Below are 15,027 nucleotides of genomic sequence, written 5' to 3' on the forward strand. Positions count from 1 at the left end.
ACTTCCGATCCCGGCGCTCCGGCCGGGCGCCGCGCCCGCGGCCCCGCGGGACCCCCGGGTCCGCGACGGGCCGCATCGAGCACGTCGTGGGGCGGCCCTAATACCAGTGGTTGGTCTGCCAGAACGACCAGGCGCCGCAGGGGCTGCCGTAGCTGCTGTTCATGTACTTCAGGCCCCACCTGATCTGCGTGGCGGGGTTGGTCCGCCAGTCGGCGCCCTCGGAGGCCATCTTGGTGCCGGGCAGGGCCTGGACGAGGCCGTAGGCGCCGGAGGAGGAGTTCGTCGCGGTGTAGTTCCAGCTGCTCTCGTGGCTGACGATGTTGGAGAAGCACTGGTACTGGGTCGCGTCGCCGATGATCCCCTGCGCCATGGCCTGGACCTCGGCGACCGTGTACGAGGCCTTGACGACCAGCGCGGCGCGGGAGGCATCCTCGGCCTTCTTGCGGGCGGAGGCGTCCTTGGCGGCCTGCCTGCGCGCCGCGTGCTCCGCGGCCTTGGTGGTACCGGCGTCGGCGGCGTCGGACTGCGCCTGCACCTGCTGCGTCAGGGATGCCTGCTGAACCCGCTGGCCGGCGGGTATGTCCGCGAGGACCGTGGTCGCGTCGGCGGCCGCGACGGGCTGGACGGCGCCCTCGCTCCCGGCGGCGACACCGACGACGGCGCCCACAGTGGTGACCGCGGTGGCAGAGGCCACCGCGAATCCCCGGACCGAGATCCGGCTCACACGGTTTCCTTCCGGCATCGCCCGCTCGGCGAACCTCACGGACGTGGACGTGCCCCGTCCCACCGGCACAAGCGGCACGGGCGGCCCACGAAGGGCACCGCTCCGCGCCGACGCCCCCGTTCGCTCACACGTACGGACATGCCGAGGCCAGGGCCTGACAGAGCCGACAGCCTGCCGCACGCGAACGAACTCGCGCAATTGTTCGCAACGTTTCCTTACATTCCGCGTCCCGGGCCCCGATGGACGATCCGCACGGCGGCCCGGCGCACGAGCGGCCCGAGGTAGTCGGCGTGCGTTCCGGGCAGCTCTGCGGCCTCCGCCGCCGAGCGCACGAACGCGATCCGGTCCAGCTCGGCCTCACGCCCCTGCTCCCGCTCCGCCGCCACCACGGCCTCGAAGCGCTCGCGCAGTTCCGACTCCGGCCGGGGCGAGGCGAGGTGGACCACGCCCACGCCGCCGTTCTCCCCTCGCGTCACGACCCACATGCGCAGCTCTTCGGGACCGGCGTCGAGACCGGTCTCCTCCCCCAGTTCACGGGCGGCGTTCCGGCGCAGATCGGACGCGTCGAGCGCCTCGCCCGCCTCGGGGGGCTCCACGGATCCGCCGGGCAGTTGCCAGCGGCCCGCCGCGGCGGTCGACGCCGACATCCGCACCACCATGACGCGGCCGTCGTCCGCCGGTTGCACCACGTTCACGAACAGCGACGGGAGCGCGCGGGCGCCGGGTACCCGCCGCAGCGCGTAGTGCCGGTATGTCACCCGCGCCCACGACAGGACAAGGCTGCCGGGCCCGTCCCACGCCGCACCGGCGCACGCCGCCACCGGGCCGTCGAAGAGGGCCGGATTCGCCGCCACCGCCGCGTCCCACTCCCGGTCCCGGGCCCGCCGCTGCTCCGGGGACACGTACGGCGCGACACTCTCGACCAGGCGTACCCGGCGGGCTTCCAGGAACTCGACGTCTGCCGGACGGCGCTCGCGATCGGTCACCGCCTCACCCTAGAGCGCCGCGGCGGCGAGGCCCCTTCCCGTCAAAGCCTTGGCCATCGGTTCCGGCCCTTTCGGGGGCGGACCGCGCACATCTCGGGGCGGTCACCAGATTGGCCCTCTTCAACCTCCCCTTGCGGCGAGCCACTCGTTATCAAGGGGGATAGATGCCGTTATGTGGCATTTGTCGCTCGATGAGGAGGCATCCCGATGGATGCGACTGCTTCGACCATGAACGACGCCGCCAGCACCCCGGCCGCCGGCGACGACCAGGCCCCGATCCACATTCTCTGGATCAACGCCGGGCTGAGTTGCGACGGCGACTCGGTCTCGCTGACCGCCGCGACGCTCCCCAGCATCGAGGAGATCGTGCTGGGCGCCCTCCCCGGGCTCCCCGAGATCCAGGTGCACTGGCCGCTGATCGACTTCGAGTGCGGACCGGTCGGGGGCGCCGACACCTTCATCGAGTGGTTCTTCAAGGCCGAACGCGGCGAGATCGAGCCCTTCGTCCTGGTCGTCGAGGGGTCGATCCCCAACGAGGCAATCAAGGCCGAGGGTTACTGGTGCGGCTTCGGCGACGACCCCGAGACGGGCCAGCCGATCACCACCAGCGAGTGGATCGACCGCCTCGCGCCCAAGGCCCTGGCCGTGGTCGCCATCGGCACCTGCGCCACCTACGGCGGCATCCACGCCATGGAGGGCAACCCCACCGGCGCCATGGGCGTGCCGGACTACCTGGGCTGGGAGTGGAAGTCGAAGGCGGGCATCCCGATCGTCTGCGTGCCCGGCTGCCCGATCCAGCCGGACAACTTCGCCGAGACGCTGACCTATCTGCTCTACCAGGCGGCCGGCTCCGCGCCGATGATCCCGCTGGACGACAAGCTGCGCCCCGCCTGGCTGTTCGGCGCGACCGTGCACGAGGGCTGCGACCGGGCCGGCTACTACGAGCAGGGCCAGTTCGCCGACCGCTACGACTCGCCGCAGTGCCTGGTGAAGATCGGCTGCTGGGGCCCGGTCGTCAAGTGCAACGTCCCCAAGCGCGGCTGGATGGACGGCATCGGCGGCTGCCCCAACGTCGGCGGCATCTGCATCGCCTGCACCATGCCCGGCTTCCCGGACATGTTCATGCCGTTCATGGACGAGCCGCCCGGCGCGCGCCTGTCCAGCACCGCCAGCGGCGCGTACGGCGCGGCGATCCGGCGGCTGCGCTCCATCACGGCCAGGACCGTGGACAAGGAGCCCAAGTGGCGCCACACCGGCCGGAAGCTCACCACCGGCTACAAGGCGCCCTGGTGAGCCGACGGCACCGCCCGGGCCACTGACCACCCACCTCCCCCGCTTGACGAAGGGCACGCAGACACCATGGCTCCGAAGACGAAGACGGCCGGAGACGGCAGTGGCCTGATGGAGATGTCCTGGGATCCGATCACCCGGATCGTGGGCAGCCTCGGCATCCACACGAAGATCGACTTCAAGCAGAAGCGCGTCGCGGAGTGCTACAGCACCTCGTCGGTCTTCCGCGGCTACAGCGTCTTCATGAGGGGCAAGGATCCCCGCGACGCGCACTTCATCACCAGCCGGATCTGCGGCATCTGCGGTGACAACCACGCCACGTGCTCGGTCTACACGCAGAACATGGCCTACGGGGTGAAGCCGCCGCACCTCGGCGAGTGGATCATCAACCTCGGCGAGTCCGCCGAGTACATGTTCGACCACAACATCTTCCAGGAGAACCTGGTCGGGGTCGACTACTGCGAGAAGATGGTCCGCGAGACCAACCCGGGCGTCCTGGAACTGGCCGAGCGCACCGAGGCCCCGCACGCCGCCGAGCACGGCTACCGCACCATCGCCGACATCATGCGCTCGCTCAACCCTCTCGAGGGCGAGTTCTACCGCGAGGCGCTGCAGGTCAGCCGGTACACCCGCGAGATGTTCTGCCTGATGGAGGGCCGGCACGTCCACCCCTCCACGCTCTACGCGGGCGGCGTCGGCACCATCGCGTCGGTGCAGCTGTTCACCGACTACCTCACCCGGCTGATGCGGTACGTGGAGTTCATGAAGCGCGTCGTCCCGCTCCACGACGACCTCTTCGACTTCTTCTACGAGGCCATGCCCGGCTACGAGGAGGTCGGCCGCCGCCGCATCATGCTCGGCTGCTGGGGCGCCCTCAACGACCCGGACCACTGCGACTTCACGTACGCCAACATGACCGACTGGGGACGGAAGATGTTCGTCTCCCCCGGCATCGTGGTGGACGGCAAGCTCGTCACCAACGACCTCACGCAGATCAACCTGGGCATCCGCATCCTGCTGGGCAGCTCCTACTACCAGGACTGGGAGGGCCAGCAGCAGTTCGTCACCCACGACCCGCTCGGCAACCCGGTCGACCCGCGGCACCCGTGGAACCAGCACACCATCCCCGCGCCCCAGAAGCGCGACTTCGACGACAAGTACAGCTGGGTGATGTCCCCGCGCTGGTTCGACGGCAAGGAGCACCTGGCGCTGGACACCGGCGGCGGCCCGCTCGCGCGGCTGTGGTCGACCGCCCTCAACGGCCTGGTCGACATGGGGTACGTGAAGGCCACCGGGCACAGCGTGGTGATCAACCTGCCCAAGACGCTCACCAAGCCGGAGACCACCTTCGAGTGGAAGATCCCGCAGTGGAGCAACGCCCTGGAGCGCAACCGGGCCCGCACCTACTTCCAGGCCTACTCCGCGGCCTGCGCCCTGTACTTCTGCGAGAAGGCGCTGGACGAGGTCCGCGCGGGCCGCACCCAGACGTGGGAGAAGTTCGAGGTCCCGGACGAGAGCATCGGCGTGGGCTTCACCGAGGCGGTCCGCGGTGTCCTCTCGCACCACATGGTGATCCGCGACGGCAAGATCGCCAACTACCACCCGTATCCGCCGACCCCGTGGAACGCCAGCGTGCGCGACACCTACGGCACCCCGGGCCCGTACGAGGACGCGGTGCAGAACACCCCGATCTTCGAGGAGAACTCCCCGGAGAACTTCAAGGGCATCGACATCATGCGGGCCGTGCGCAGCTTCGACCCCTGTCTGCCGTGCGGCGTCCACATGTACGTCGGCGGCGGCCGCACGGTCGAGAAGCTCCACGTCCCCACCGGCCTGAGCGGTATGGCCGGATGAGCGCGGAGCAGACGGCGCGTCGCGTCGAGGAGATCCTCGACGCGTTCGCGACCTCCGACGACGGTGAGACGGCCGCCGCCGCCGAGGAACTGGTGCGCACGCTCATGGAGTTCTACGGCGCGGGACTGGCCCGTATGGTCACGCTGCTGGAGAACCGAACCGGCGACCCGCTCGCCGCACTGATCGCCGACGAGCTGGTGGCGGGTCTGCTCACGCTGCACGACCTGCACCCCGAGGACACCCTCACCCGGGCGGGCCGGGCGGTGGAGGCCGCCCGCGCCGGAGCGTCGGTGGGCATCGAGCACTTCGACCCCGGCACCGGCACCCTGCGCCTCGCGGCCCGTGAGGACGGCGGCTGCGGCTGCCCCAGCACCATGGACGCCACCCGGCAGCGGATCGAGGCGGCCCTGTCCTGCTTCGCCCCGGAGGTGACGGCCGTCGAGATGCCGCGCTCCGGTCCCGCCGCGGGCGAGCCGGCGCTGCTGCAGATCGGCGTCCGTCCGCCGGGGGCGCCGTGAGCCCGCGGACCATGGGGGCCGGACTGCGCCGCTTCGTGGCGCCCCGGCCGCCCGCGGCCGAGCGCTGCGAACTGTGCGGCGTGGAGCTGACGGGCCCTCACCGGCACCTGGTCGACACCGGCAAGCGCGCGCTGGCCTGCGCCTGCGTCCCGTGCGCGCTGCTCTTCGAACGGCCCGGCGCGGGCGGCGGCCGCTTCGCCTCCGTGCCCGACCGGGTGCTGAGCGACCCGGCCTCGGTGCCCGAGGCGACGGCCTGGCAGCGGCTGCGCATCCCCGTCGCGGTCGCCTTCTTCTTCCACAACTCGGCCCTGGACCGGCCCGTGGTCCTCTACCCGAGCCCGGCCGGCGCCACCGAGAGCGAGGTCGACCCCGGCACCTGGAAGGACGTGTTCGGCGACTCGCCGCTGGCCGGCGCGCTGCGGCCGGACGTGGAGGCGCTGCTGATCCGCCGGGACACCGGCGGCGACGCTGAACAGCGCGGCGACCCGGACCAGCGCGGCGAGTGCTTCCTCGTCCCGGTCGACCGGGCCTACGAGCTGGTGGGCCGGCTGCGCCTGAACTGGCAGGGATTCGACGGCGGTTCCGGCGCCCGCGCCGAACTGGCCGCCTTCTTCGACGACGTACGACAGCGGGCCGTGGCGGTACCGCGGGAGGGGTTGCCGACGTGACCGAGCTGGACTTCGGCTGCACGGGCGTACGGGCCGATCCGTACGCGGCCGGACCGACACTCGTCTTCAGGCTGCGGATCACCGCCCCCGAGGGGGAGCGCGTGCACGCCGTCGCGCTGCGCTGCCAGTTGCGCATCGAGCCGGCGCAGCGGGCGTACGGCGACGCGGAGGCGGAGGGCCTCGGCGACCTGTTCGGCGAGCGGGACCGGTGGGGCAGCACGCTGCAGCCGATGCAGTTCGCCCAGGTGTCGCTGATGGTGCCGGGCTTCACCGGTGAGACCGAGGTGGATCTGCCGGTGCCGTGCACCTACGACATGGACATCGCCTCGACGAAGTACTTCGAGGCCCTGGAGGACGGCGAGGCGCCCCTGCTCCTGCTCTTCTCCGGCACCGCCTTCCTCGGCCCCGGCGGCTTCCGGGTGCAGCCGGTGCCCTGGCACCAGGAGGCCACCTGCCGCATGCCGGTCGCGGTGTGGCGCGAGGCGATCGACGCCCACTTCCCCGGGTGCGGCTGGATCCGGCTGCCCCGTGCGGCGATGGACTCCCTGCGGTCCTTCCGCAGCGCGCACGCGCTGCCCTCCTGGGAGGCGACCGTCGAGGCCCTGCTCGCCGGCGCCGCCGCCCCGGCGGGGGGTGCCGGACGGTGACGGCCGCGACGGAGCGCTTCGCGACCGCGCGCCAGGCCGCCGACGCCGTCCTGTTCGAGGGCTATGTGCTCTACCCGTACCGGGCGTCCTCCGCGAAGAACCGCATGCGCTGGCAGTTCGGGGTGCTGGTGCCCCCGGCCTGGGCGGCCGTGTCCGGCGAACCCGTCCTGCAGCGCACCCAGATCCTCATGGAGCCGCGCGCGGACGCCGCGCTCCACGCCGAACTGCGCTTCCTGCACGCCCAGCGGCGCACGGTGGAACGGGCACTGGGCGACGGGAGCTTCGAGCCGGCCGAGGAACTGCAGTTGCCGGACCGGGTGCTGGTGCCCTGGGACGAGGGCGTGGAGGAACGCGTCGAGGTGTCGGCGGGCATCGCGGCGCTGACCGCGGAGGACGTCGTCCTGCCGTTCACCGTGCCCGCGACGGAGGAGACCGAGATCGTCACCGGCGCGGACGGCGTCCCCGCCGGGCGCGTGGTCCGCCGCAGGGAGCGCCTGGAGGGCGTGCTGCGGATCTCCGCGGAGGAACTGCCCGGGCCCTACCGGGTGCTGCGGCTGACGGCCGTGGTGGAGAACACCGGGTGCACCCTGGCCGTGACCCGGGACGAGGCGCTGCCGCAGGCGCTGGTCTCGGCCCATCTGATGCTGGGCCTGACGGCCGGCTACTTCGTGTCGATGACGGACCCGCCGGAGTGGGCGAAGGCGGCCGTCGCCGAGTGCCGCAACGAGAACACCTGGCCGGTGCTGGCGGGAGACGACGGCGCGCCGAACGTGGTGCTGTCCACCCCGATCATCCTGGAGGACCATCCGCGGATCGCCCCGGAGAGCCCGGGCGCGCTCTACGACGCCACCGAGATCGACGAGATCCTGGCGCTGCGCACCGCCGCCCTCACCGACGAGGAGAAGCGGCAGGCGCGCGGCACGGACGACCGGGCCGCCGCCGTGATCGACCTGGCCGACTCCATGCCGCCCGAGGTGATGGAGCGCCTGCACGGGGCGGTCCGCGCGCTGCGCGAGGTCACCGGGCCGGACGCCGCGGCCCCCGCTCCCGTCACCGATCCCGCGACCCCGTGGTGGGACCCGGGCGCCGACGCCTCCGTCGACCCCGCCCGGGACCGCGTCATGGTCGGCGGCACCTGGGTGGCGGCCGGCAGCCGCGTCGTCCTGCGCCCGGGACGGCGCCGGACCGACGCCCAGGATCTGTTCCTGCACGGACGCAGCGCCCAGGTGGAGGCGGTGCTGCACGACGTGGACGGCGGGGTGCACCTCGCCGTCACCGTCGACGGCGACCCCGGCGCCGAGATCCGCCGCGAGCAGGGCCGGTTCCTCTACTTCCAGCCCGACGAACTGGCTCCTCTGGAGGACGCGTGAGCAGGGGCGGCGTGCTGGTCGCCGGCATCGGCAACATCTTCCTGGGCGACGACGGATTCGGCGTGGAAGTGGTGCGCCGGCTGTCCGGCCACCCGCTGCCCGACGGGGTGCACGTCACCGACACCGGGGTGCGCGGTGTGCACCTGGCCTACCAGCTGCTCGACGGGTACCGCAGCGTGGTGCTGGTCGACGCCGTCGCGCGCGGCGGCGCGCCCGGCACCCTGCATCTGATCGAGGCGCCCGCCCCCGGTTCCGGCGGCCCCGGCGAGGTGCTCGTCGACGGGCACCGGATGACCCCGGACACCGTACTGGCGCTGCTCGACACGCTCAGCGCCGGGACGGGTGCCCCCAAGCCCTCCCGGTTCCTGGTGGTGGGCTGCGAGCCGGCCTCCGTCGAGGAGGGCATCGGCCTGAGCGCCCCCGTGGCCGCCGCCGTGGACGAGGCCGTGCGCCTCGTCCTGCGGGTGGTCGACGAGGAGCGCACCCGGGCCGCGGACCCGCACGCGGCGGCCTGACCGGCGGCCCGTGCCCAGTGAGCGCAGCAACGAGCAGAAAGGAGCACCCCCGCCATGTGGAAGATCGCCCTGAGCGCGGTGGGCGCGGCCGTGGCCGCCCTCGCCATGTCCCGCGTCCTGCCCGACGTGAAGCGGTATCTGCACATCCGGTCCATGTGAGGCCGAACGGGTAGCCGCCGCCGGGCCGGCGGCGTGGCGGGCCGGGTGCCCCCGGCGCCGGGCCTCTAATGGAGCCGCCTGAACCGGGGGCGACGCCCGCGGCAGCCGGGCCCGGCCGGCCCCGCACACCGGAGAAGAGACCGATGCACGAGATGTCCATCGCAGTGGCGGTGGTGGAGCAGGTCGAGGAGGCCGCCGCCCGGCTCGCGGACGGCACCGGGACGGCCCCCTGCGCCGCGTCCGTCCACCTGGAGGTCGGCGAACTCGCCGGTGTCGTGGCCGACGCCCTCTCCTTCAGCTTCGGCCTCGCCTGCACCGGAACCGTCCTGGAGGGCGCGGCCCTCACCACCGAGACCGTCCCCGGCCGGGCCCGCTGCGCGCGCTGCGTGCGGGACTGGCCCACCGGCATGCCCCCTGACCTCTGCTGCCCCGGCTGCGGCAGTGCGGCGACGGAGCTGCTGTCCGGCCGGGAACTGAGGATCACCGAGGTGCGGTGGGCCGAACCGCCCGTGCCGGCCGCCACACTCCCCGAGGAGCGCTGAGAACCATGTGCAAAGTGACCGAGCTGAAGCAGGCGGTGCTGGCCAGGAACGACCGCGGCGCACAGGAGCTGCGGGAGGAACTCGCCGCGCGCGGAACCGTCATGGTCAACCTGCTGTCGAGTCCGGGCAGCGGCAAGACCGCGCTGCTGGAGGCCGAACTGGGCCTGGCCCGGCTGCGCGGGGTGCCGGTGGCGGCGCTCACCGCCGACCTCGCCACCGAGAACGACGCGACCCGGCTGGCCCGTTCCGGCGCCCCCGTACGGCAGGTGCTGACCGACGGGCTGTGCCACCTGGAGTCGGAGATGGTGCGCTCGCACGTCGACGCCTGGCTGCCCGAGGGGACGCACCTGCTGTTCGTGGAGAACGTCGGCAACCTCGTCTGCCCCGCCTCGTACGACCTGGGCGAGTCGCTGCGCGTGGTGCTGGCCTCGGTCACCGAGGGCGAGGACAAGCCGCTGAAGTACCCGACGGCCTTCGGCCTGGCGCACCTGGTGGTGGTGACGAAGTACGACATCGCCGAGGCCGTCGGCTTCGACGAGCCGGCCTTCCTCGCGGCCGTGGCCCAGGTCAATCCGGGCGTGGAGGTGATCCGCACGTCCTCGCGGGACGGCGAGGGCGCGGGCGTCCTGCTGGAGCGGGCGCTGGCCGTGCACGCGGGGGCCGCGGTGCACCGGCCGGTGATGGCGCGCACCGCCGTGGAACACGGCCACGCGCACGGGCACACCCACACGCACACGCATGCCGCCGGGCACGCCGCCGGGCACACGCACGCCGCGGGCCACACGCACTGATGACGGGTCAGCCGGGGCCCGCGGCCCGGACCGCGCAGCGCCGCAGGGTGCTGGTGCGGGGTGTCGTGCAGGGAGTCGGGTTCCGGCCGTTCGTCTTCGGACTCGCCCGCGAGCTGGGCCTGGCGGGCCATGTCGGCAACACCGGTGACGGGGTGGTCGCCGAGGTCGAGGGCGCCCCCGCGGCGGTCGCGGCCTTCTGCGACCGGATCGGATCAGACGCGCCGCCGCTGGCCGTGGTCGAGTCGGTGACGCAGCGCGTCGTCCCGCTCGCCGGCGGCACGGAGTTCACCATCAGCGCCTCCCGCCCCGGCGGCGCAGCCGCCCGCACCCTGGTCTCCCCCGACACCGCGACCTGCGAGGCGTGTCTGGCGGAGCTGCGCGACCCGGCGGACCGGCGCCACCGGCACCCGTTCATCACCTGCACGCACTGCGGGCCGCGCTTCACCATCGTCACGGGTCTGCCCTACGACCGCGCCAACACCACGATGGCGCGCTTCCCCATGTGCGCGAAGTGCCGGGCCGAGTACGAGGACCCGGCCGACCGGCGCTTCCACGCGCAGCCCGTCTCCTGCCACGACTGCGGGCCCCGGCTGCGGCTGATCCCGCCGGACGGGGACGGCGCGGGGCAGGCACGGGAACCGCTCACCGAGGCGCGGCGGCTGCTGGCGGCGGGCGCGATCGTCGCGGTGAAGGGGCTCGGCGGCTACCACCTGGCCTGTGACGCGGGCGACGAGGCGGCCGTACGGCTGCTGCGGGCCCGCAAGAACCGCGGCGACAAGCCGTTCGCCCTGATGGCGCGCGATGTCGCGGACGTCGGGCGGCTGGCCCATGTGGGAACGGCGGAACGGGAGTTGCTGACCGGTTCGCGGCGGCCGATCGTCCTGCTGCGGCGGCGGCCCGGTGCCGGCGGGGTGGCGGAGGCCGTGGCGCCACGGGTCGCCGACCTCGGGATCATGCTGCCGTACACCCCGGTCCACCATCTGCTGCTGGGGCTGCCCGGCGACCCTCCTGGACCTCGGCTGCTGGTGATGACCAGCGGCAACCTCGGCGGGGAGCCCATCGTCACCGACGACGACGAGGCACTGGAGCGGCTGGCGGGCCTCGCCGACGCGTGGCTGACCCACGACCGGCCCATCCATGTGCCCTGCGACGACTCCGTGGTCCGGATCTGCGACGGCGAGGAACTGCCCGTGCGCCGCTCACGCGGCTACGCGCCGTTCCCCGTGCCGCTACCGGTCCCGGTGGCGCCCGCGCTGGCGGTGGGCGGCGACCTGAAGAACACCTTCTGTGTGGGCGAGGGGCGGCACGCCTGGATGTCGGCCCACGTCGGCGACATGGACGACCTCGCGACGCTGACCGCCTTCACCGCCGCCGAGCGCCAGTTGGAGGAGATCACCGGGGTCGGGCCCGTGCTGCTGGCCGCGGACCGGCACCCCGGCTACCGCTCGGTGGGCTGGGCGCGGCGCGCCGCGGGCGAGCGGCCGCTGCGGCAGGTGCAGCACCACCACGCGCACATCGCGGCGGCGATGGCCGAGTCGGGGCTGGACGGGACGCGTCCGGTGATCGGCGTCGCCTTCGACGGCACGGGGCACGGCGACGACGGCGCCGTGTGGGGCGGGGAGTTCCTGCTCGCCGACTACGACGGCTTCCGGCGGCCCGCCCACCTGGCGTATGTGCCGCTCCCCGGCGGGGACGCGGCGGTGCGCCGCCCCTACCGCATGGCGCTGGCGCATCTGCGCGCGGCGGGCATCCCCTGGGCGCCGGACCTGCCGTGTACGGCCGTCTGCCCGCCGACCGAACAGGCTGTACTGGAGGCGCAGTTGACGCGCGGGCTGCACTGCGTCCCGACCTCCAGCATGGGCCGGCTCTTCGACGCCGTCGCCTCGCTCACCGGGGTCTGCCACGAGGCGGGGTACGAGGCGCAGGCGGCCGTCGAACTGGAGGGCGCGGCCGTGGCGTCCGGCGGCCTGCCCGCCGACGGCTACGTCTTCGCACTGCGCGGCGGCGCGGGGGCCGGCGGGGCGACCGCCTGCGACCCCGGCCCGGTGCTCGCCGCCGTCGTCACCGACCTGCGCGCGGGTGTGCCCGCCGGGGTGATCGCGGGGCGCTTCCACCGGGCGGTGGCCGACCTCGTCCGGCGGGTGTGCGCCGCCGTACGGGAACGCGAGGGCACCGGCACGGTGGCGCTCAGCGGCGGGGTGTTCGCCAACGCGCTGCTGTCCTCCGCGTGCGCCCGGGACCTGCGCGCGGACGGTTTCACGGTGCTGCGGCACCGTCTCGTGCCGCCCAACGACGGCGGCCTGGCGCTCGGCCAGCTGGTCGTCACGGCACGCGGCGGCCCCGCGACCCCCCACCCACAGCGAGGAGAGAGCTGATGTGCCTGGCGGTACCCGGCAAGGTGCTGGAGATCGAGGAACGCGACGGCACCAAGATGGCCACCGTCGATTTCGGCGGCGTGGTGAAGGAGGTGTGCCTGGAGTACCTGCCCGACCTGCGGGTCGGCGAGTACGCCATCGTCCACGTCGGCTTCGCGCTGCAGCGGCTCGACGAGGAGTCGGCGCGCCAGACGCTCGCCCTCTTCGGCAACCTCGGGCTGCTGGAGGAGGAGTTCGGCGACCCCTGGCAGCAGGCGGCCGCCGAGGCCGGGGCCCAGTCGCGGCCGGAGGGGGAGCGGTGAAGTACATCGACGAGTTCCAGGATCCCGAGCTCGCCCGGCGGCTGCTGGACGACATCCACGCGACCGTGACCCGGCCCTGGGCGCTGATGGAGGTGTGCGGCGGACAGACCCACACCATCATCCGGCACGGCATCGACCAGTTGCTGCCGAAGGAGGTGGAGCTGATCCACGGCCCCGGCTGCCCGGTCTGCGTGACCCCGCTGGAGGTCATCGACAAGGCGCTGGAGATCGCCTCCCGCCCCGGCGTGATCTTCTGCTCCTTCGGCGACATGCTGCGCGTCCCCGGCTCCGGGCGTGACCTGTTCGGCGTCCGCGGCGAGGGCGGCGACGTACGCGTCGTCTACTCGCCGCTGGACGCGCTGCGGATCGCCCGGGAGAACCCGGACCACGAGGTCGTCTTCTTCGGCATCGGGTTCGAGACCACCGCCCCGCCCAACGCGATGACGGTGTACCAGGCGCGGAAACTCGGCATCCGCAACTTCAGCCTGCTGGTGTCCCACGTCCGCGTCCCCCCGGCGATCGAGGCGATCATGCGCTCGTCGGACTGCCGTGTGCAGGCGTTCCTGGCGGCGGGCCACGTGTGCAGCGTGATGGGGACCGAGGAGTACCCGGAACTGGCGGACGGCTTCGGTGTGCCGATCGTCGTCACCGGCTTCGAGCCGCTGGACATCCTGGAGGGCGTGCGCCGCGCGGTGCGCCAGCTGGAGCGCGGCGAGTACAGCGTGGAGAACGCCTACCCGCGTGCCGTCCGCCCGGAGGGCAACCCGGCGGCGAAGGCCATGCTCGCGGACGTCTTCGAGGTCACCGACCGCGCTTGGCGCGGCATCGGCGTCATCCCCGACAGCGGCTGGCGGCTGTCCGAGCGGTACCGGGAGTACGACGCCGAGCACCGGTTCTCCGTCACCGGCATCACCACACGGGAGCCGGCCGACTGTCGCAGCGGCGAGGTGCTGCAGGGCCTGATCAAGCCGCACGAGTGCGAGGCCTTCGGCGGCGTCTGCACGCCCCGCACCCCGCTCGGCGCCACGATGGTCTCCAGCGAGGGGGCCTGCGCCGCGTACTACCTCTACCGCCGGCTCGACGGCACGAGCACACCCCTGGAGGCGAGCCCCGTTGGCTGAGATCGCAGACACCCTCACCGCCCCGGACTTCTCCGGCTGGACGTGCCCCGCGCCGCTGCGCGACCAGCCGCGGGTGGTGATGGGCCACGGGGGCGGCGGCGCCCTGTCCGCCGAGCTCGTCCGGCACGTCTTCGCGCCGGCCTTCGGCGGCCGGGTGCTGGCCGGGCTCGCCGACTCCGCGGTCGTGACGCTGGGCGGCGCCCGGCTGGCGTTCTCCACCGACTCCTTCGTGGTGCGGCCGCTGTTCTTCCCCGGCGGCAGCATCGGCGACCTCGCCGTGAACGGCACCGTCAACGACCTGGCGATGAGCGGGGCCAGGGCCGCCTTCCTCTCCTGCGGCTTCATCCTGGAGGAGGGCGTGGAGATGCCGCTGGTGGCGCGGGTCGCCGAGGCGCTCGGCGCGGCCGCACGCACCGCGGGGGTGGAGGTCGTCACCGGTGACACCAAGGTCGTGGAGGCCGGCCACGGCGACGGGCTGTACATCAACACCGCCGGCATCGGGCTGATCCCCGACGGGGTCGACATCCGGCCGGAGCGCGCCGAGCCGGGCGATGTGGTCATCGTCAGCGGGGAGATCGGGGCGCACGGCGTCGCCGTGATGAGCGTGCGCGAGGGCCTGGAGTTCGGGGTCGAGATCGAGAGCGACTGCGCGGCGCTCGGCGGGCTCGTCGAAGCCATGCTCGACGTCACCCCCGACGTGCACGTGCTGCGCGACCCCACGCGCGGCGGTCTCGCGGCCGCTCTCAACGAAATCGCGGCGGCCTCGGGAGTCGGCGTCGTCGTCCGGGAGCGGGCGGTGCCCGTGCCGCCCGCGGTGGCCAACGCCTGCGCGGTGCTGGGCCTCGACCCGATGTACGTCGCCAACGAGGGCAAGCTCGTCGCCTTCGTCCCCCGCGCCGCGGCCGAGGAGGTCCTGGCCGCGATGCGCGCCCATCCGCTGGGCGCGGCGGCGGCGGTCGTGGGCGAGTGCGTGGCGGACCACGCGGGCATGGTCGTCGCGCGTACGGCACTCGGCGGGACCCGGGTGGTGGATCTCCCGCTGGGCGAGCAACTGCCGCGCATCTGCTGACCGTCCCGGCAGCGGCGGAAAGGGCCGGGGGGGGGGGGGGGGGGGGCCCCCCCCCGCCCCCCCCCCCCCCCGGCGGGGGGGGGGGGCGACGCCAGC

The 15,027-nt window shown here is 73.4% G+C and carries 15 protein-coding genes; 13 read left to right on the top strand and 2 right to left on the bottom strand.

Annotated features, from left to right (window positions below; genetic code table 11):
- Positions 1–97: 97 nt before the first annotated feature.
- Both AB0F62_RS40720 and AB0F62_RS40725 read right to left on the bottom strand, forming a co-directional pair.
- The gene (locus AB0F62_RS40720; RefSeq protein ID WP_361811274.1) at positions 98–724 is read right to left on the bottom strand and encodes a transglycosylase SLT domain-containing protein; all 627 of its coding nucleotides are present in this window, start codon (positions 722–724) and stop codon (positions 98–100) included.
- Between the two features lie 215 nt (positions 725–939).
- A complete protein-coding gene (locus AB0F62_RS40725) occupies positions 940–1,710 on the bottom strand; it encodes an NUDIX domain-containing protein (protein ID WP_361811276.1) in 771 nt (256 codons plus the stop codon).
- 207 nt (positions 1,711–1,917) lie between these two features.
- Between AB0F62_RS40725 and AB0F62_RS40730 the strand changes: the two genes are divergently transcribed.
- The 13 genes from AB0F62_RS40730 (at position 1,918) to hypE (ending at position 14,931) form a co-directional block, all read left to right on the top strand.
- A complete protein-coding gene (locus tag AB0F62_RS40730) occupies positions 1,918–3,003 on the top strand; it encodes a hydrogenase expression protein HypE (RefSeq protein WP_361811278.1) in 1,086 nt (361 codons plus the stop codon).
- A 66-nt stretch (positions 3,004–3,069) separates the two neighbouring features.
- A complete protein-coding gene (locus tag AB0F62_RS40735; RefSeq protein WP_361811280.1) occupies positions 3,070–4,854 on the top strand; it encodes a nickel-dependent hydrogenase large subunit in 1,785 nt (594 codons plus the stop codon).
- Positions 4,851–5,372, top strand: a complete 522-nt coding sequence (locus AB0F62_RS40740; RefSeq protein WP_361811283.1) for a hypothetical protein — start codon at positions 4,851–4,853, stop codon at positions 5,370–5,372. The genes AB0F62_RS40735 and AB0F62_RS40740 overlap by 4 nt, the downstream gene beginning before the upstream one ends.
- An 11-nt stretch (positions 5,373–5,383) precedes the next feature.
- Complete coding sequence (locus AB0F62_RS40745; protein WP_361811310.1) at positions 5,384–6,040, top strand: DUF5947 family protein; 657 nt, start codon at positions 5,384–5,386, stop codon at positions 6,038–6,040.
- On the top strand, positions 6,037–6,687 hold the full coding sequence (locus AB0F62_RS40750) for a DUF6084 family protein (protein WP_361811286.1): 651 nt from the start codon (positions 6,037–6,039) through the stop codon (positions 6,685–6,687). The genes AB0F62_RS40745 and AB0F62_RS40750 overlap by 4 nt, the downstream gene beginning before the upstream one ends.
- Entirely contained in the window at positions 6,684–8,057 is a 1,374-nt protein-coding gene (locus AB0F62_RS40755) for a hypothetical protein (RefSeq protein ID WP_361811289.1), read from the top strand. The genes AB0F62_RS40750 and AB0F62_RS40755 overlap by 4 nt, the downstream gene beginning before the upstream one ends.
- Positions 8,054–8,572, top strand: a complete 519-nt coding sequence (locus tag AB0F62_RS40760) for a hydrogenase maturation protease (RefSeq protein WP_361811292.1) — start codon at positions 8,054–8,056, stop codon at positions 8,570–8,572. The genes AB0F62_RS40755 and AB0F62_RS40760 overlap by 4 nt, the downstream gene beginning before the upstream one ends.
- Positions 8,573–8,874: 302 nt before the next feature.
- Complete coding sequence (locus AB0F62_RS40765) at positions 8,875–9,273, top strand: hydrogenase maturation nickel metallochaperone HypA (RefSeq protein WP_361811295.1); 399 nt, start codon at positions 8,875–8,877, stop codon at positions 9,271–9,273.
- 5 nt (positions 9,274–9,278) lie between these two features.
- On the top strand, positions 9,279–10,064 hold the full coding sequence (gene hypB, locus AB0F62_RS40770) for a hydrogenase nickel incorporation protein HypB (protein ID WP_361811298.1): 786 nt from the start codon (positions 9,279–9,281) through the stop codon (positions 10,062–10,064).
- Complete coding sequence (gene hypF, locus AB0F62_RS40775) at positions 10,064–12,439, top strand: carbamoyltransferase HypF (RefSeq protein WP_361811301.1); 2,376 nt, start codon at positions 10,064–10,066, stop codon at positions 12,437–12,439. The genes hypB and hypF overlap by 1 nt, the downstream gene beginning before the upstream one ends.
- Positions 12,439–12,741: a HypC/HybG/HupF family hydrogenase formation chaperone gene (locus AB0F62_RS40780; RefSeq protein WP_361811304.1), complete on the top strand. Its 303-nt coding sequence runs from the start codon at positions 12,439–12,441 to the stop codon at positions 12,739–12,741. The genes hypF and AB0F62_RS40780 overlap by 1 nt, the downstream gene beginning before the upstream one ends.
- Positions 12,738–13,862: a hydrogenase formation protein HypD gene (hypD, locus tag AB0F62_RS40785; protein ID WP_361811307.1), complete on the top strand. Its 1,125-nt coding sequence runs from the start codon at positions 12,738–12,740 to the stop codon at positions 13,860–13,862. The genes AB0F62_RS40780 and hypD overlap by 4 nt, the downstream gene beginning before the upstream one ends.
- Before the next feature lie 79 nt (positions 13,863–13,941).
- Positions 13,942–14,931 carry a hydrogenase expression/formation protein HypE gene (gene hypE, locus AB0F62_RS40790; protein ID WP_361811313.1) on the top strand — a complete coding sequence of 330 codons (990 nt, stop codon included), beginning with the start codon at positions 13,942–13,944 and terminating at the stop codon, positions 14,929–14,931.
- Positions 14,932–15,027: the final 96 nt, after the last annotated feature.

Source organism: Streptomyces sp. NPDC026673 (assembly GCF_040638135.1).
Lineage (GTDB): Bacteria > Actinomycetota > Actinomycetes > Streptomycetales > Streptomycetaceae > Actinacidiphila.